Source organism: Streptomyces sp. NPDC000941 (assembly GCF_053599555.1).
In genome coordinates this window covers 1-16,097 of sequence record NZ_JBSFMM010000246.1, presented here as the reverse complement: position 1 = coordinate 16,097, position 16,097 = coordinate 1, and the positions used below count along the sequence as shown (strand labels likewise).

General features: G+C 71.6%; 17 protein-coding genes. 14 read left to right on the top strand and 3 right to left on the bottom strand.

What is annotated here, in order from left to right; translation table 11 throughout:
• The 9 genes from ACWDSL_RS45335 to der form a co-directional block, all read left to right on the top strand.
• A partial coding sequence (locus ACWDSL_RS45335) for a hypothetical protein (protein WP_450494550.1) occupies positions 1-267 on the top strand: 267 nt, incomplete at its 5' end.
• 70 nt (positions 268-337) lie between these two features.
• Positions 338-1,498: a segregation/condensation protein A gene (locus ACWDSL_RS45330; protein WP_450494548.1), complete on the top strand. Its 1,161-nt coding sequence runs from the start codon at positions 338-340 to the stop codon at positions 1,496-1,498.
• Between the two features lie 92 nt (positions 1,499-1,590).
• Positions 1,591-2,211 carry an SMC-Scp complex subunit ScpB gene (scpB, locus tag ACWDSL_RS45325; RefSeq protein ID WP_450494552.1) on the top strand — a complete coding sequence of 207 codons (621 nt, stop codon included), beginning with the start codon at positions 1,591-1,593 and terminating at the stop codon, positions 2,209-2,211.
• Positions 2,211-3,362 carry a pseudouridine synthase gene (locus ACWDSL_RS45320; protein ID WP_450494547.1) on the top strand — a complete coding sequence of 384 codons (1,152 nt, stop codon included), beginning with the start codon at positions 2,211-2,213 and terminating at the stop codon, positions 3,360-3,362. The genes scpB and ACWDSL_RS45320 overlap by 1 nt, the downstream gene beginning before the upstream one ends.
• 324 nt (positions 3,363-3,686) lie before the next feature.
• Positions 3,687-4,049 carry a chorismate mutase gene (gene aroH / locus ACWDSL_RS45315; protein WP_450494545.1) on the top strand — a complete coding sequence of 121 codons (363 nt, stop codon included), beginning with the start codon at positions 3,687-3,689 and terminating at the stop codon, positions 4,047-4,049.
• A complete protein-coding gene (locus tag ACWDSL_RS45310; RefSeq protein ID WP_450494543.1) occupies positions 4,046-5,131 on the top strand; it encodes a prephenate dehydrogenase in 1,086 nt (361 codons plus the stop codon). The genes aroH and ACWDSL_RS45310 overlap by 4 nt, the downstream gene beginning before the upstream one ends.
• 177 nt (positions 5,132-5,308) lie before the next feature.
• Positions 5,309-6,022: a (d)CMP kinase gene (gene cmk / locus ACWDSL_RS45305; RefSeq protein WP_089513298.1), complete on the top strand. Its 714-nt coding sequence runs from the start codon at positions 5,309-5,311 to the stop codon at positions 6,020-6,022.
• Positions 5,983-6,720 carry a lysophospholipid acyltransferase family protein gene (locus ACWDSL_RS45300; RefSeq protein WP_450494542.1) on the top strand — a complete coding sequence of 246 codons (738 nt, stop codon included), beginning with the start codon at positions 5,983-5,985 and terminating at the stop codon, positions 6,718-6,720. Before cmk ends, ACWDSL_RS45300 begins: the two co-directional genes overlap by 40 nt.
• 89 nt (positions 6,721-6,809) lie before the next feature.
• A complete protein-coding gene (der, locus tag ACWDSL_RS45295; RefSeq protein ID WP_450494541.1) occupies positions 6,810-8,276 on the top strand; it encodes a ribosome biogenesis GTPase Der in 1,467 nt (488 codons plus the stop codon).
• A 51-nt stretch (positions 8,277-8,327) separates the two neighbouring features.
• Here the strand turns inward: der and ACWDSL_RS45290 are convergent, their stop codons facing one another.
• Together ACWDSL_RS45290 and ACWDSL_RS45285 are read right to left on the bottom strand one after the other, a co-directional pair.
• Positions 8,328-8,753, bottom strand: coding sequence for a hypothetical protein (locus tag ACWDSL_RS45290; RefSeq protein ID WP_450494539.1), 426 nt, complete (start codon positions 8,751-8,753; stop codon positions 8,328-8,330).
• Between the two features lie 227 nt (positions 8,754-8,980).
• On the bottom strand, positions 8,981-9,772 hold the full coding sequence (locus ACWDSL_RS45285) for a hypothetical protein (protein ID WP_089513296.1): 792 nt from the start codon (positions 9,770-9,772) through the stop codon (positions 8,981-8,983).
• Between the two features lie 273 nt (positions 9,773-10,045).
• On the opposite strand from ACWDSL_RS45285, the gene ACWDSL_RS45280 reads away from it, so the two are divergent.
• The 4 genes from ACWDSL_RS45280 (at position 10,046) to ACWDSL_RS45265 (ending at position 13,545) form a co-directional block, all read left to right on the top strand.
• Complete coding sequence (locus tag ACWDSL_RS45280) at positions 10,046-11,296, top strand: glycosyltransferase family 4 protein (RefSeq protein WP_450494537.1); 1,251 nt, start codon at positions 10,046-10,048, stop codon at positions 11,294-11,296.
• The gene (locus tag ACWDSL_RS45275; protein WP_450494535.1) at positions 11,293-12,204 is read left to right on the top strand and encodes a hypothetical protein; all 912 of its coding nucleotides are present in this window, start codon (positions 11,293-11,295) and stop codon (positions 12,202-12,204) included. Before ACWDSL_RS45280 ends, ACWDSL_RS45275 begins: the two co-directional genes overlap by 4 nt.
• Positions 12,205-12,304: 100 nt before the next feature.
• Positions 12,305-12,478 carry a hydrophobic protein gene (locus tag ACWDSL_RS45270; RefSeq protein ID WP_450494533.1) on the top strand — a complete coding sequence of 58 codons (174 nt, stop codon included), beginning with the start codon at positions 12,305-12,307 and terminating at the stop codon, positions 12,476-12,478.
• A 107-nt stretch (positions 12,479-12,585) separates the two neighbouring features.
• The gene (locus tag ACWDSL_RS45265) at positions 12,586-13,545 is read left to right on the top strand and encodes a helix-turn-helix transcriptional regulator (protein ID WP_450494531.1); all 960 of its coding nucleotides are present in this window, start codon (positions 12,586-12,588) and stop codon (positions 13,543-13,545) included.
• On the opposite strand, the gene ctaD is transcribed toward ACWDSL_RS45265, so the two are convergent.
• A complete protein-coding gene (gene ctaD, locus ACWDSL_RS45260; RefSeq protein WP_450494530.1) occupies positions 13,514-15,247 on the bottom strand; it encodes an aa3-type cytochrome oxidase subunit I in 1,734 nt (577 codons plus the stop codon). The two genes, ACWDSL_RS45265 and ctaD, sit on opposite strands and share 32 nt — an antisense overlap.
• 521 nt (positions 15,248-15,768) lie before the next feature.
• On the opposite strand from ctaD, the gene ACWDSL_RS45255 reads away from it, so the two are divergent.
• Positions 15,769-15,984, top strand: a complete 216-nt coding sequence (locus ACWDSL_RS45255; protein WP_089513292.1) for a proteinase inhibitor I78 — start codon at positions 15,769-15,771, stop codon at positions 15,982-15,984.
• Positions 15,985-16,097: the final 113 nt, after the last annotated feature.

Genomic DNA, 16,097 nt, shown 5'->3' with positions numbered 1-16,097 from the left:
CCCGCCCAGGCGGGCCCGGCCCGCCGCCGCAGCCGCGCGGCCAACCGGCGCCCCAGCGGGCGCGAGCGCCACGACGAGAAGATCACGGTCTATGTCTCCGCCGAGGAGCTGATGGACCTCGAGCACGCCCGCCTGGTGCTCCGCGGTGAGCACGGCCTCGCCGTCGACCGCGGCCGGATCGTCCGCGAGGCGGTCGCGGTCGTCCTCGCCGACCTCGAGTCGCGCGGCGACGCGAGCATCCTGGTGCGCCGCTTGCGCGGTCGCTGACGGGGTCGGGCGATAGCCTGCCCGCTTGTTGTAGGGCCGAGCTGCCCCGACCCCCGCCCCCTGGACCGCGATGCCCACGAACCCCACCCCCGCCCAGCCCCCTCGCTCACCCCGCCGCAGCCTCGGCCGGGGCCCCGGCGCGGGGCCGCGCGCGACGGGCACCGCACCCGGTGACCAGGCCCCGGCCCCTGAGGCCCCACCAGCCGAGCCGCCGCAGCCTGTTGATTCGCCGCAGCCCGCTGAGCCGACACAGCCTGCTGAGCCGACACAGCCTGCTGAGCCGACACAGCCCGCTGAGCCGACACAGCCCGCTGAGCCGCCGCGGCCTCCCGAGCCCGTCGCGGAGTCCACGGACGCCGAGCCCGTCGCGGAGTGCACGCCGGAGGCCGTACCCGGCGACGGGGACGCGCGTGGGGACGGGCAGGGGAAGTTCACCGTGCGGCTGGCGAACTTCGAGGGGCCCTTCGATCTGCTGCTCCAGCTGATCTCCAAGCACAAACTCGATGTCACCGAGGTCGCCCTCTCCAAGGTCACCGACGAGTTCATGGCGTATATCCGGGCCATGGGGCCGGACTGGGACCTCGACCAGACCACCGAGTTCCTGGTCGTCGCCGCGACCCTGCTCGATCTCAAGGCGGCCCGGCTGCTGCCCGCGGCCGAGGTCGAGGACGAGGCCGACCTGGCGCTGCTGGAGGCGCGGGATCTGCTCTTCGCGCGTCTTCTGCAGTACCGCGCGTTCAAACAAATCGCGGACATCCTCAACGACCGGCTGATCGCGGAGTCCCGCCGCTACCCCCGCACCGTGGGCCTGGAGCCGCACCACGCGGACCTCCTTCCCGAGGTCGTCATCAGCATCGGCGCGGAGGGGTTCGCGAAGCTGGCCGTGAAGGCGATGCAGCCCAAGCCCAAGCCGCAGGTCTACGTCGACCACATCCACGCCCCGCTGGTCAGCGTCCGGGAGCAGGCCGAGGTCGTGGTGGCGCGGCTGCGGGAGCTGGGGGAGGCGAGCTTTCAGACGCTCACCGAGGACGCGCCGGATGTGCTGACCGTCGTCGCGCGGTTCCTGGCGCTGCTGGAGCTGTACCGGGAGCGCGCGGTCCATCTGGACCAGGAAGAGGCGCTCGGCTCGCTCATGGTGCGCTGGACGGGCGCGGAGGGGCGGCAGCCGCTGGTGACCGACGAGTTCGACCAGGAACCGCAGTCGCGGCCCGAAAAGGAGGCAGAGACGTGAGCGAGCAGCAGCCATCCCGCACCGCCGAGGCCCCGGCCGGGGCCTCGGACCTTGCCGGGCTCGACCTCAAGCCGGCCCTTGAGGCCGTGCTCATGGTCGTCGACGAACCTGCCACCGAGGAACACCTGGCCAAGATCCTGGACCGGCCGCGCCGGGCGGTCCGGGGCGCGCTGCGCGAGCTGGCCGATGAGTACACCGCGCAGGGCCGCGGCTTCGAGCTGCGGCTGGTCGCGGGCGGCTGGCGCTTCTACACCAGCCCCGCCTACTCCGCGGCCGTCGAGCGCTTCGTTTTGGACGGTCAGCAGGCCCGGCTCACCCAGGCCGCTTTGGAAACCCTCGCCGTGGTCGCGTACCGTCAGCCGGTCAGCCGTTCCCGCGTTTCGGCCGTACGCGGCGTGAACTGCGATGGCGTGATGCGGACCCTCCTGCAGCGCGGTCTGGTGGAGGAGGCGGGAACAGAACCTGAAACAGGTGCGATCCTGTACAGGACGACGAACTACTTCCTGGAGCGGATGGGCCTGCGTGGCCTGGACGAGCTTCCCGAGCTCGCCCCGTTCCTCCCGGAGGCGGATGCGGTCGAGGGCGAGTCCCAGGAGGGGCTGCCGTCCTTCGACCCGGACGCGCCGGACCCGCAGGACGACGACCGAGCCCACGACAACCAGGGCCATGACAACCAGGGCCACGACAGCGGCCACTCTCAGACGGAATCTTGATGCGAAGCAGCGGCAGGAACAGCAGGGGCACCGGCGGTGGCCAGAACTACCGTGGCGCGGGCAACGGGCGCGACGACAAGCAGAAGCGCACGGGCCGGCCCCGTCCTGAGGAGCGCCGCTACGACGTGGGCGGTGGCCAGCCCGGCGGCGCGAAGAGCGGCGGCCCGAAGGGCGGCGGCCGGGGCAGCGGAGGCCCGAAGTCCGGTGCCGGGGCCGGGGCCGGTGGCGCCGCCCAGGGTGGTGGCCCCAGGAGTGGCGGTCCCAGGGACGGCGGTCCCAGGGACGGCGGTCCCAGGGGCGGCGGCCGCGGCCGTAAGCCCGCCGCCCCGGCCCGCCCGCGCGAGTACGAGGCGCAGATAGAGGAACGCAACCGCGCCCGGCACGACAAGCCGCGGGTCAATCTGCCCAAGACGTTCCCCGGAGCCGAGCAGGAGGGCGAGCGGCTGCAGAAGGTCCTCGCCCGCGCCGGCATGGGCTCGCGCCGCGCCTGTGAAGAGCTCATCGACCAGGCCCGGGTCGAGGTCAACGGCAAGATCGTCACGGAGCAGGGGCTCCGCGTCGACCCTGATAAGGACGAGATCAAGGTCGACGGGCTGACCGTCGCCACCCAGTCGTACCTCTTCTTCGCGCTGAACAAGCCCGCGGGCGTCGTCTCCACCATGGAGGACCCGGACGGCCGCCAGTGCCTGGGCGACTATGTCACCAACCGCGAGACCCGGCTCTTCCACGTCGGCCGCCTCGACACCGAGACCGAGGGCATCATCCTGCTCACCAACCACGGCGAGCTGGCCCACCGCCTCACCCACCCCCGCTACGGCGTCACCAAGACCTATCTCGCCGCGATCCAGGGTCCCCTCCCGCGCGACCTCGGCAAGCGGCTCAAGGACGGCATCGAGCTCGAGGACGGCTATGCCCGCGCCGACCACTTCAGGGTCGTGCAGAACACCGGCAAGAACTATCTGGTCGAGGTGAGCCTGCACGAGGGGCGCAAGCACATCGTGCGGCGCATGCTCGCCGAGGCCGGCTTCCCGGTCGACAAGCTGGTGCGTACGGCCTTCGGCCCGATCGCGCTGGGCGACCAGAAGTCCGGCTGGCTGCGGCGGATGACCAACACCGAGGTCGGCATGCTGATGCGCGAGGTCGACCTCTAACCACCCCATCCCGTTCGGTTCCCCCGCCGCGTCCGTCCCGTCCCATCCCGTCCCGCACCCGTGATGGTGGGTGTCCGCAGGATGGGCGCGGCGCCGTCGCGCCCGGTCCGCCTCGCTAGGCTGACCGGGGGACGCGTGGATGGGTCCCGGCGAGTGAGCCGAAGGGGCGCGGCCGCTGTCGAAAGGGAGAGCGCGCGGAGGCCGCGAGGAACGAGCGGGCGAGCACGGTCGACCGTCGACAGGGGCTGTAGCGCCCCCGGGGGGCACCTCCCAGCGGTAGCTGGGGGAGAACCGAGCCCCGAAAAAGCGGAAGGGAGCCCAGACGTGGCGGTACGAGCGGTCCGCGGGGCTGTCCAGCTGGAGCGGGACGAGCCGCGGCATATGCACGAGCAGGTCTCCGCGCTGCTCACCGCCATTCTGGAGCGCAACAGCCTGACGCCGGACGACCTGATCAGCGTGTGGTTCACGGCCACCCCCGATCTGCACAGCGACTTCCCGGCCGTCGCCGCCCGCAAGCTCGGGATCACCGACGTGCCGCTGATCTGCGCGCAGGAGCTCGATATCGCCGGGGCCATGCCGCGCGTGGTCCGCATCCTCGCGCATATCGAGACCGACCTGGCCAAGTCCGATCTCGCCCATGTCTACCTCGGCGCCGCCGCCGCCCTCCGTAAGGACATCGCCCAGTGAGAACCGCCCTCGTCATCGGCACCGGCCTGATCGGCACCTCCGTGGCGCTCGCCCTGGCGGGCCGCGGGGTCCGGGTGTATCTCAGCGACCACGACCCGGACCGGGCCCGTACCGCGGCGGCCCTGGGCGGCGGCACGGTGGACGAGCCGGAGGGCCCGGTCGACCTGGCGGTCGTCGCCGTACCGCCCGCGCATGTGGCCCGGACCATCGCCGACGCGATGCGCCGCGGTATCGCGCGCGGCTTCCTGGACGTCGCCAGCGTCAAGGGCGGGCCGCGCCGCGAGCTGGAAGCGCTCGGCTGCCCGCTGACCCGGTACCTCGGCACCCACCCCATGGCGGGCGCCGAGCGCTCCGGGCCGCTGGCCGGGACGGCCGACCTCTTCGAGGGCCGGCCGTGGGTGCTCACCCCCACCAGCACCACCGACACCGAAGTGCTCAACCTCGCGCTCGAACTGGTCGCGCTGTGCCGGGCCGTGCCCGTGGTGATGGACGCGGACGCCCACGACCGGGCCGTCGCGCTGGTCTCGCACACCCCCCAGCTGCTCTCCAGCATGGTCGCGGCGCGGCTGGAGGCCGCCGACGAGACGGCGGTACGGCTGTGCGGGCAGGGCATCCGCGATGTGACCCGGATCGCCGCCTCCGACCCCGCGCTGTGGGTCGACATCCTCTCCGCCAACCCGGGCCCGGTGGCCGACATACTCGCCGCGGTCGCCACCGACCTCGACGAGACCGTCCGGGCGCTGCGCGCACTGCAGTCGGCCGACGACGCCAAGCGCCTCGACGGCACGCAGGGCATCGAGGACGTACTGCGGCGCGGCAACGCGGGGCGCGAGCGGGTGCCGGGCAAGCACGGCGCGGCCCCGGCCGCGTACGAGACGGTGTCGGTGCTCATCGGTGACCAGCCCGGCGAGCTGGCCCGTATCTTCGCCGACGCGGGCCGCGCCGGGGTCAACATCGAAGACGTACGGATCGAGCACGCGACCGGCCAGCAGGCCGGCCTGATCCAGCTCTTCGTCGAACCCCTCGCCGCGCCCGGCCTCGCGGCCGCCCTACGCGAACGGGGCTGGTCGATCCGGCAGTGACCACCGGCCGGCGGACGGAGTCCGGCGCAGCCGTCGCGAAGCCTGGGAGGCGCTCTGGCGCCGAGGGGTGCGAGGGCGGCGATATGGCGGCACGAGCTTGGTCGATCCGGCAGTAACCTTGTGCGAGGCCCGTGAGTGGGGCTGCGAAACCGCCCGTGCGCAAGAAACGCAAGAAAGGTGTCTGTCACCGTGGAAACCGCCGCCCGGACCGCCCCGGCAGCAGTGATTGTCGCGATCGACGGCCCCGCAGGCACGGGCAAGTCCAGCACCTCCAAGGCGGTCGCGGCCAAGCTCGGCCTCGGCTACCTCGACACCGGCGCCCAGTACCGGGCGATCACGTGGTGGATGGTGAACAACGGCATCGACGTCGACGACGCAACCGCCGTGGCCGACGCCGCCGCCAAGCCCGTCATCGTCTCCGGCACCGACCCGTCGGGCCCCACCATCACCGTGGACGGCGTGGACGTCGCCGGCCCGATCCGTACCCAGGAGGTCACCTCCAGGGTCAGCGCGGTCAGCGCGGTCCCCGAGGTGCGGACGCAGATCACCGAGCTGCAGCGGTCCATCGCCGCCGAGGCGCCGCGCGGCATCGTCGTGGAGGGCCGGGACATCGGCACCACCGTGCTGCCCGACGCCGACGTCAAGATCTTCCTGACCGCCTCCGCCGAGGCGCGGGCCGCCCGCCGCAGCGGGGAGCTCAAGGGCAAGGAGGCCGTGGACCTGGCCGCCACCCAGGCCGCGCTGGCCAAGCGGGACGCCGCCGACTCGGGCCGTAAGACCTCGCCGCTCGCCAAGGCGGACGACGCGATCGAGGTCGACACCACCAGCCTCACCCTTGAGCAGGTCATCGAGTGCGTGGTGACCCTCGTCGAGGAGAAGCGTTCCGCGTGACCCGAACCCCCAACACGACCGGCAAGGCCGACAAGGACGCCGCCGCGCTGCCCAGCGCGAGCGGCGCCGCGGTCGGCCGCCGGATCGGCATCGGTCTGATGTACGGGCTGTGGAAGCCGCGGGTGCTGGGCGCCTGGCGGATTCCGGCCGGCGGTCCGGTCATCCTCGCGGGAAACCACTCCCACAACCTCGACGGCCCGATGCTGATCGGCACCTCGCCGCGGCCGGTGCACTTCCTGGTCAAGAAGGAGGCGTTCGTCGGCCCGCTGGACCCGTTCCTGCGCGGAATCGGTCAGCTGAAGGTGGACCGGGCGAACGCCGACCGGACGGCGATCACGGACGCCCTGGGCGTGCTGGAGCGCGGCGGCGTGCTCGGGATCTTCCCGGAGGGCAGCCGCGGCGACGGCGACTTCGCCTCGCTGCGCGCCGGGCTCGCCTACTTCGCCGTACGGTCGGGCGCCCCGATCGTGCCGGTGGCGGTGCTGGGCACCGCGCAGCGGCGCGGCCGGGTGGTGCCGGGGCTGCCGCCGCTGCGCAGCCGGATCGACGTGGTCTTCGGTGACCCCTTCGAGGCGGGGGACGGCAGCGGCCGGCGGACCCGCTCGGCCCTGGACGAGGCGACCGTGCGCGTCCAGAAGCGGCTGGGAGCGCATCTGGCGGACGCCAGGCGGCTCACCGGCCGAGCCGGCCATCCATAGATGGCCCGCTCTTTGACGTGACACACCAGCGGGCCGTACGGGCCCGCGGCAGCTGCGGACAGCAGCGAAGGACGACGAGGAATGACTTCATGAACGACCAGATCCACACCGGCGGCGACCAGCAGCACGGTGAGCTTGGCGACGCCGAGTACGCGGAGTTCATGGAGCTCGCCGCGGAGGAAGGCTTCGACCTGGAGCAGGTCGAGGGCGACCTGGCCGCGGCAGGGCATGGCCCGCTGCCCGTCCTCGCCGTCGTCGGCCGCCCCAATGTCGGCAAGTCGACTCTGGTGAACCGCGTCATCGGCCGCCGCGAGGCGGTCGTGGAGGACCGCCCGGGCGTCACCCGCGACCGGGTGACCTACGAGGCCGAATGGTCCGGCCGCCGCTTCAAGGTGGTCGACACCGGCGGCTGGGAGCAGGACGTGCTCGGCATCGACGCGTCCGTGGCGGCGCAGGCCGAGTTCGCCATCGAGGCCGCCGACGCGGTGGTCTTCGTGGTGGACGCCACGGTCGGCCCCACCGACACCGACGAGGCCGTGGTCAAGCTGTTGCGCCGGGCCGGGAAGCCCGTCGTGCTGTGCGCCAACAAGGTCGACGGCCCCAGCGCCGAGGCGGACGCGGCGATGCTGTGGTCGCTCGGCCTCGGCGAGCCGTACCCGGTCTCCGCGCTGCACGGCCGCGGCACCGGCGACATGCTGGACGCCGTGCTGGAGGCGCTGCCCGAGGCCCCGGCCCAGACCTTCGGCGCCACCCTCGGCGGTCCGCGCCGTATCGCGCTCATCGGCCGTCCGAACGTCGGTAAGTCGTCCCTGCTCAACAAGGTGGCGGGCGAGGAGCGGGTGGTCGTCAACGAGGTGGCGGGCACCACCCGTGACCCGGTCGACGAGCTGATCGAACTCGGTGGCGTGACCTGGAAGTTCGTGGACACGGCCGGTATCCGCCGCCGGGTGCACCTCCAGGAGGGCGCGGACTACTACGCCTCGCTGCGCACCGCCGCCGCCGTGGAGAAGGCCGAGCTGGCGGTCATTCTGATCGATTCCAGCGAGTCGATCAGCGTCCAGGACCAGCGGATCATCTCGATGGCGGTCGAGGCCGGGCGCGCGATCGTCGTGGCGTTCAACAAGTGGGACACGCTCGACGAGGAGCGCCGCTACTACCTCGAGCGCGAGATCGAGACCGAGCTGGGCCAGATCCAGTGGGCGCCGCGGGTCAATGTCTCGGCGCGCACCGGCCGCCATATGGAGAAGCTGGTTCCGGCGATCGAGACCGCGCTGGCCGGGTGGGAGACCCGGGTGCCGACCGGGCGGCTGAACGCCTTCCTCGGTGAGATCGTCGCCTCCCACCCGCACCCGGTCCGCGGCGGCAAGCAGCCCCGCATCCTCTTCGGGACGCAGGCCGGGACCAAGCCGCCGCGCTTCGTGCTGTTCGCCTCGGGCTTCCTGGAGGCGGGCTACCGCCGGTTCGTCGAGCGGCGGCTGCGCGAGGAGTTCGGCTTCGAGGGGACTCCGCTGCAGATCTCGGTGCGGGTGCGCGAGAAGCGCGGCCGCAAGAAGTAGTAGCTTCCGAGGGCTGGAACGGTCCGGAAGCGGTTACGGGCGGGGCGCGGGTCAGTACCCGTGGCCCCGCCCGTCGCGCTGTCCGGGCGGCAGCGCGGGCAGATAGGTGCGGTGGTGGCGCCCGATGGGCTCCCAGGCCCCGGTGTGGCCCCCCGCGTGGCCGCCCGTATGGCCGCCTGTGTGACCCGTGTATCCCGCGTGCCCGGTGTGTCCCGTATGGCCGTGCCCGCTCGTGGGACCGTGGCCGCCGGTATGACCCGGGTAGCCGCCCGTGTGGCCGTGGCCGCCGCTGGTCAGCCCGCGGGGCTGACCGGGCTGTCCGATCGCGCTGAACGCCGTGAACTCCAGGTTCTCCTCGTCCGAGCGGTCGCCGGGCAGGGCCCGGAACAGCCTCCGGTACTCCGCGTACAGCGCGTCGTAGATCGGCGTGGCGGACGGCCACCGATGATCGCCCAGCATGTCCTGCGCCGGGCGCATGGCCGGAATGTGCGCGTGCTGCAGGGCGCGGGCGGGCGGGGGGTACGGGACCCGGGTGGGTGGCGGCGAAGAGGCCCGGGAGGGTTGGGGGTACGGGGCCCCGGAGGGAGGGTCGTATGCGTGCACGTATGTGCCAACGACCCGGCCGCCCGTCGGATGCGGGATCGGCGGTGAATGGGCCGCGTGTACGAGGTCGGGGCGGCGGGGTGCGGGCGCGGCCATGGGGATCAGGTGCCCGCGAGCGGCATGGCGGCGCCGACCAGGGCGCCGCGTGCGGCGGCCCGGTCCAGGGCGGTGCGCAGCTGGTCCTCGCGCGGCTGGGTGCCGATCGTGCCGGCCGAGGCGGCGTAGAGCAGCACCTGCTGGGAGCGGCCGACGGCGGATCGCCAGCCGTCGCTCACCGGCATCGGGTGGTGGGCCTGCCACCAGGCCACGGGCGCGCCGCCGCCCGGGGCCGGCATCAGTACGGCGTGCAGCTGACCCGCGGCCAGCAGTACGGACCAGCCGGGGATGGGCGCCGGCGGCCGGCCGAGGTCGTACACCGGCAGAAAGCCCTGCTCGGTCAGGAGGGGCAGGAAGTCGTCGCCCGCGCCGCCGATACCGGGCCGGGCGATCGGCTCGGTCGGCTCGACGACGAGCGCGGGCCGGGCCTCGCCGCCCACCAGGACCACCCCGCTGGTGACGCCGAGCACCGCCTGGGTGTCGGCGGCGGGCGGCGGTTCGGGGGCGGGCGGCGCGGCCTCCTCGGCGGTGATGGACCGTACGGCGCCGCGCAGCTGATCCTCGGAGACCGGGACGACCTGGGAGGGGACGCAGGTGGCATGCGCGAAGGCGAGCACCGCGGTCTCCTGGCCCACGAAGAGCACGGTGCTGGTGCGCTCCTGGTCGGTGTTCCCGGGCGTGCGGCAGGAGGTGCAGTCGTAGCTGCCCGGGGCGTTCTCGCCGGCCAGCAGCCGGTCGGCTTCTTCGTCGCCGATCTCGGCGCGTACGTCATCGCTGACGTCGAGCATGCGCGGCACGGGTGGCTCCTCGGTATCGGTCCGTGGCGCCGGGTGGTTTCCCGGCTCCATGTAGTCAACGGGCCATCCGCGGCTGGGTCACTGCACTTGAGGCTCTGATGAGCTAAGGCCGGTAAAAGTTCCGCACGTTCGCTACCAATTTGACATATGTTCAAGAACAAGACGGTTATGGAGCCCAACCCAGCAACCGTTTCCCGTGTCTGACCCATTGATAGGCGGACGTGTGAGGCTGTCCGCGGGGAAACGGTGGGAAATGGTTGGAAACCGGGACGGATGCATATCTCATTCCTGATTCACAACGCGTACGGGATCGGCGGGACGATCCGCACCACGTACAACCTCGCCCGTACGCTGGGCGAACAGCACGACGTGGAGATCGTGTCGGTGTTCCGCCACCGTGACGCGCCGGTCTTCGACCCCGGGCCGAACGTGCGGCTCAGTCACCTTGTGGACATCCGCAAGAAGAGCCCGGCCTACGAGGGTGACGACCCCGAGCACGCCCGCCCCGCGCGGGTCTTCCCGAGGAGCGAGGGCCGGTACAAGCAGTACAGCCGGCTCACCGACCGGCGGATAGCCGAGCACCTGAGGCGGCTGGACTGCGATGTCGTCGTCGGCACCCGCCCCGGTCTGAATGTGCACATAGCCCGCGAGGCCCGCCGCGGGCCCGTGCGCGTCGGTCAGGAGCATCTGACCCTGAGCACCCACTCCAAGGCGCTGAAGCGGACGCTGCGCGGTCTGTACCCGCGGCTGGACGCGGTCACCACCGTCACCCAGGCGGACGCCGAGACGTACCGGAGTCAGATGCGGCTGCCGGGCGTACGGCTGGAGGCGGTGCCCAACAGCGTGCCCGAATCGGGTCTGGAGCCCGCCGACGGCACCGGCAAGTGGGTCGTGGCGGCCGGCAGGCTCGCCCCGGTGAAACGGTACGACCTGCTGATAAGGGCGTTCGAGAAGGTCAGCGCGGAACGCCCCGACTGGCGGCTGCGGATCTACGGCGGCGGCGACCAGCGGGCCAAGCTGCGGACCCTGATAGACCGGCTCGGCCTGTACAACCACATCTATCTGATGGGCCCGGCCAACCCCCTGGACCCGGAGTGGGCCAAGGGCTCGATCGCCGCCGTGACCTCCAGCATGGAGTCCTTCGGGATGACCATCGTCGAGGCGATGCGCTGCGGTCTTCCCGTGGTCTCCACCGACTGCCCGCACGGGCCCGCGGAGATCATCGATGACGGCGTGGACGGCCGTCTGGTCCCCACCGGAGACGTCGACGCCATCGCCACGGCCCTTCTGGGCCTCATCAACGACGACGAACTGCGGCAGCGGATGGGCCGGGAGGCGCTGAAGCGCTCCGCCCGCTTCGACCCGTCCCAGGTGGCCGGGCGCTACGAGTCGCTTTTCGCCGACCTCGTGGGGCGCAGCACCGTACGCGGCACCCTGCACCGCGCCCGCGGCGCCCTCCTCAGCGGTGTGTTCGCGACGAAGGACGTGGGCTACTCGATGTTCGGAAGGGCGCGTACCGCATGAGCGACGCAAGCACGGCCGCCGAGTTCGCTCCGCCGCGCGCCGACTGCGTGGCGGACTCCGCCGGCGGGCTCACCTTCCAGGTCGTGGACTGGGTCCGTCCCGGGCTGGGCGCCGACCCGGGAGCCGGCTCCGACGCCGGCCCGGACGCCGCGCTGGTGCTGGTGCGCCGGGGTGTGGACCCCGGCCCCGAGGGCGAGGTGCGGCTGCCGCTGGTGCCCATCGAGGGCGGCAGGCTGCAGGCCGCGCTGCCGAGCGCGGTGCCGCTGCCCGAGGGGCGCTGGGACGTCCATATGGTCCTCGGCGAGGCCGAAACGCAGCGGCTCGCGCCGGGCCTGAACGATCTGCGCTCGCTCGTCGACCGCAAGCCGGGCCCCAGCACCTCGCCGCTGGCCGTCCGTATCCCGTACTCGACCAAGCACGGCAATCTCTCGCTGCGCAGCTGGCGCCGCGCCCCGCACGCGGAGGCGGCAGAGCTACGGGCCGAGGGCGGCGGGCTGGTGGTGCGCGGCCGGCTGTACCGGGTGGAGCGCCCGGCCGAGTGGCTGGCCGGCGCGGTCGCCGAGGCCCGCTTCAGGACCGAGCCTTCGCGGGTGTGGACGGGGCGACTCGAGATGAACGGTGCGAACGTCGGCCACGGCGCGGACGGCGCGGAGTTCTCCTTCACGCTGCCGCTCACGGAGTTGGCGGACGGCTGGAAGGGCGGTGAGGAGGCGTGGGACCTGTGGCTGCGCCCGGCCGACCCGGACGCGGCCCCGGCCCGGCTGGCGCGGATCCTGGACGACGTCCCGGACAAGAAGGAGATCTTCTCCTACCCGGCACAGGCCATCGCCGCTGCGCACGGCGCCGCGAAGGCCGGTCCGTACTACACCGTCAACAACGATCTGGCGGTGCGCGTCGAAAGCGCCTAGCGAGCGCGAGGGTCCTTAAGGACAGGCCGGTATTAATCTGGGCATAAGGTGCACATAAGGGATGTGTGCCAGGAGAACTCGCACCGCGGAGGTGTGAACGATGATGCCTGTCCTTCTGGTCCTGCTTCTCGCGGTGGTCCTGTTCGGAGTCGGATTCGTCGTCAAGGCGCTGTGGTGGATCGCCCTCGCGGTCCTGGTGGTCTGGCTGCTCGGCTTCCTGTTCCACCGCACCGGGGCGACCGGCGGACACCGGACGCACTGGTACCGCTGGTGAGCGGTGACGGCAGCGGCTGACGCCGCTATATTCCAGCCGCCGAGGACCGGGGGCACCTCCCAGCGGTAGCTGGGGGCCTGTCCTCGGCGGCTGGCACACTCGGCGCCATGTTGGAGACCTCCGCACGCCTGCTCCGCCTGCTCTCCCTGCTGCAGGCCCACCGCGAGTGGTCCGGCGGCGAGCTCGCCGACCGCCTCGGGGTGACCACGCGCACCGTGCGCCGCGATATCGACCGGCTGCGCGAACTCGGTTATCCCGTGCACTCCAGCCCCGGGACGGCCGGCGGCTATCAGCTCGGCCCGGGCGCCCAGCTGCCGCCGCTGCTGCTCGACGACGAGGAGGCGGTGGCCGTCGCGGTCGGGCTGCGCCAGGCGGCGGGCGGCGGGGTGGAGGGCATCGAGGAGACATCGGTACGCGCCCTCGCCAAGCTGGAACAGGTGCTGCCGGACCGGCTGCGCCGCCGGGTGAGCGCGCTGAGCGCCTTCACCGTGCCCATGATGGGCGGATTCCAGGGCCCCACGGTCGACCCGGAGGTGCTGACCGAGCTGGCGAACGCCTGCCGGGACTGCCGTCAGCTGCGCTTCGAGTACCGCGCCCACGGCGGCGCCGTCAGCCGCCGCACCGCCGAGCCGCACCGGCTGGTGGCCGCGCAGCGCCACTGGTACCTCGTCGCCTGGGATCTGGACCGGGGCGACTGGCGTACGTTCCGGGCCGACCGCATCACCCCGACGCCGCCGCACGGCCCGCGCTTCGCCCCGCGCCGGCCGCCCGCCGAGGACCTGGCCGCGTATGTCCGCGAGGGCGTGTCCACCACCGTGTACGCCGAGAAGGCCACCGTGCTGCTGCGGGTGTCCGCCGAGCGCGCGGCGGAGCGGGTGTCGCCGGCCGCCGGGGTGCTGGAGCCGGTCGACGAGCACAGCTGTCTGCTGCACACCGGCGCCGGGAGCCTGGACGTCATGGTGATCCATATCGCGCTGCTGGGGCTGGACTTCGAGGTGCGGGAGCCGCCCGAGCTGAACGAGCACATCCGGGAGCTCAGGGACCGGCTGAGCCGGGCCCTGAACTGATCGGGCCGCGCCCCGGGCCGAGCGGGCCCCCCGGTCCCGGCCCCCGCTCCGCCTCCGCGGCCGGGGCGAACCGCGGGTGGTGCAGATCGAAGGCGGGGGACTCGGAGCGGATACGCGGCAGCGCGAGGAAGTTGTGCCGGGGCGGCGGGCAGGAGGTTGCCCACTCCAGGGAGCGGCCGAACCCCCAGGGGTCGTCGACCGTCACCTTGGCGCCGTGCCTGCTGGTGTTCCAGACGTTGTAGAGGAACGGCAGCGTCGACATGCCCAGCAGGAAGGAGCCGACGGAGGAGACGGTGTTGAGGGCGGTGAAGCCGTCGGCCGCCAGATAGTCGGCGTAGCGGCGCGGCATCCCCTCGGCACCCAGCCAGTGCTGCACCAGGAAGGTGGTGTGGAAGCCGACGAACAGCGTCCAGAAGTGGATCCGGGCGAGCCGTTCGTCGAGCAGTTTGCCGGTGAACTTCGGCCACCAGAAGTAGAACCCCGCGAACGTCGCGAAGGTCACCGTCCCGAAGACGACGTAGTGGAAGTGGCCGACCACGAAGTAGGAGTCGGTGACGTGGAAGTCCATCGGGGGCGACGCCAGGATCACCCCGGTCAGCCCCCCGAACAGAAAGCTGACGAGAAAACCGACCGCCCACAGCATCGGCGATTCGAAGGACAGCGAGCCGCCCAGCATCGTGCCGATCCAGTTGAAGAACTTCACCCCGGTCGGCACCGCGATCAAGAAGGACAGCAGCGAGAAGAACGGCAACAGTACCGCGGCGGTGGCGAACATATGGTGCGCCCACACCATCATCGACAGCGCGGTGATGGCGATCGTCGCGCCGATCAGCGTCACATAACCGAACACCGGCTTACGGGAGAAGACCGGAATGATCTCGGTGATGATGCCGAAGAACGGCAGCGCGATGATGTACACCTCAGGGTGGCCGAAGAACCAGAACAGATGCTGCCACAGCAGCGCGCCACCGAATCGGGCGTCGAAGACCACCGCCCCGAACCGCCGGTCCGCCTCCAGGCACAGCAGCGCCGCGGCCAGCACCGGGAACGCCATCAGGATCATGATCGAGGTGAAGAGGGTGTTCCAGGTGAAGATCGGCATCCGGAACATCGTCATGCCCGGGGCGCGCATCGTGACGATGGTCGTCAGGAAGTTCACCGCGCCGAGGATGGTGCCGAACCCCGCCAGCGCAAGCCCCATGATCCACATATCGGCGCCCACGCCGGGGGAGCGGACCGCGCTGTTGAGCGGGGCATACGCGGTCCAGCCGTAATCCGGACCGCCCCCGGGCAGCGCCAGACCGCACAGCACGATGATTCCGCCGAACAGAAAGAACCAGTACGAGAGCATGTTCAGACGCGGAAAGGCCACATCTGGCGCGCCGATCTGAAGCGGCATGATCTCGTTGGCGAACCCCGCGAAGGCCGGTGTCGCGAACAGCAGCAGCATGATCGTGCCATGCATGGTGAACGCCTGGTTGTACGCCTCGTTCGACATCAGCTGCAGCCCGGGCCTGGCCAACTCGGCGCGCATCACCATCGCCAGCGCCCCCGCCATCAGGAAGAAGCCGAACGCGGTGATCAGATACAGATGCCCGATCTTCTTGTGGTCCGTGGTGGTCAGCCAGTCCACCAGGATCTGGCCCACGCCCGGTACCCGCGCCGGTCCGGCAGCCGCCGCCGGTGCGGTCTCCGTCCCCATCGGCGCTCCCTTCAGGCAATTTCGGCGGGATTTGGGCTGTGGCCATGATGCGCACGACGGGCGGGCGGGCGCGAGGCTCCGCCCCTCGCGTCACTCGGTTGGCGGCACCCGGGTGCCGCAGCCGGGCGGCGCGCCCGGGTACCGCCGATCGGCCGGGGAAACCCGCGGTTCCCGACTCGGTCAGTTTGTGGCGGAATTGTGTATTCCGTGGGCGTGAGCGGTCGATTTCCGCCGGGCCTTGGGAATTTACTCGGGAGTTGCTGTGAGCCGGTCTCCGTCAATACCGGAGCGGCCTCAATGCGAGAGATTTGCCGGGGAAATCGGCGGAAACTCGCCGTCACCTTCATGCCGTCAACACGGAACACGGACGAGTGACAGAGAAGGAAACAAACCCGGGCGTGTTTTCTGTGACACAAGTGTGACGAGTGAGGGACGCGGTACGGGTGAGTATGTGTCAGCGGTCGTCAGCGGTCGGGGAGAGTCGGGTTCCACCGTCGAGTCGCGGCGCATACGGTGGCGTTATGGCACCTCTACCGACGCCCTCCGCCGAACCCGACGACGATCTCGACAGCTATGTGGGCCTCGACGCCCGGACCGCCCAGGAGCGCGCTCGTGAGCGGGGCTGGAGCACCGTGCGCACACTTCCGACGGGCGCGATCATCACCATGGAGTATCTGCGGGGGAGGATCAACTTCGAGGTGGCCGACGACACCGTGAAGCGCTGCTGGAAGGGGTGACGGCGGGGCGTACGCGCCGAGGCGGCCGATACGGTCGAGGCGGCCGATACGGCGACGCACTCGCCCCTGCCGTCCCGAGCATAGGTCCACGCCGGTTCACCCGTGTCCTTGTG

Bases quoted from the DNA above. Each gene is read 5' to 3' on its own strand.
- ACWDSL_RS45330 (WP_450494548.1), top strand. From the start codon at position 338: ATGCCCACGAACCCCACCCCCGCCCAGCCCCCTCGCTCACCCCGCCGC.
- scpB (WP_450494552.1), top strand. From the start codon at position 1,591: ATGGTCGTCGACGAACCTGCCACCGAGGAACACCTGGCCAAGATCCTG.
- ACWDSL_RS45320 (WP_450494547.1), top strand. From the start codon at position 2,211: ATGCGAAGCAGCGGCAGGAACAGCAGGGGCACCGGCGGTGGCCAGAAC.
- der (WP_450494541.1), top strand. From the start codon at position 6,810: ATGAACGACCAGATCCACACCGGCGGCGACCAGCAGCACGGTGAGCTT.
- ACWDSL_RS45290 (WP_450494539.1), bottom strand. From the start codon at position 8,753: ATGCGCCCGGCGCAGGACATGCTGGGCGATCATCGGTGGCCGTCCGCC.
- ACWDSL_RS45280 (WP_450494537.1), top strand. From the start codon at position 10,046: ATGCATATCTCATTCCTGATTCACAACGCGTACGGGATCGGCGGGACG.
- ACWDSL_RS45275 (WP_450494535.1), top strand. From the start codon at position 11,293: ATGAGCGACGCAAGCACGGCCGCCGAGTTCGCTCCGCCGCGCGCCGAC.
- ACWDSL_RS45270 (WP_450494533.1), top strand. From the start codon at position 12,305: ATGATGCCTGTCCTTCTGGTCCTGCTTCTCGCGGTGGTCCTGTTCGGA.
- ACWDSL_RS45265 (WP_450494531.1), top strand. From the start codon at position 12,586: ATGTTGGAGACCTCCGCACGCCTGCTCCGCCTGCTCTCCCTGCTGCAG.
- ctaD (WP_450494530.1), bottom strand. From the start codon at position 15,247: ATGGGGACGGAGACCGCACCGGCGGCGGCTGCCGGACCGGCGCGGGTA.
- ACWDSL_RS45255 (WP_089513292.1), top strand. From the start codon at position 15,769: ATGGCACCTCTACCGACGCCCTCCGCCGAACCCGACGACGATCTCGAC.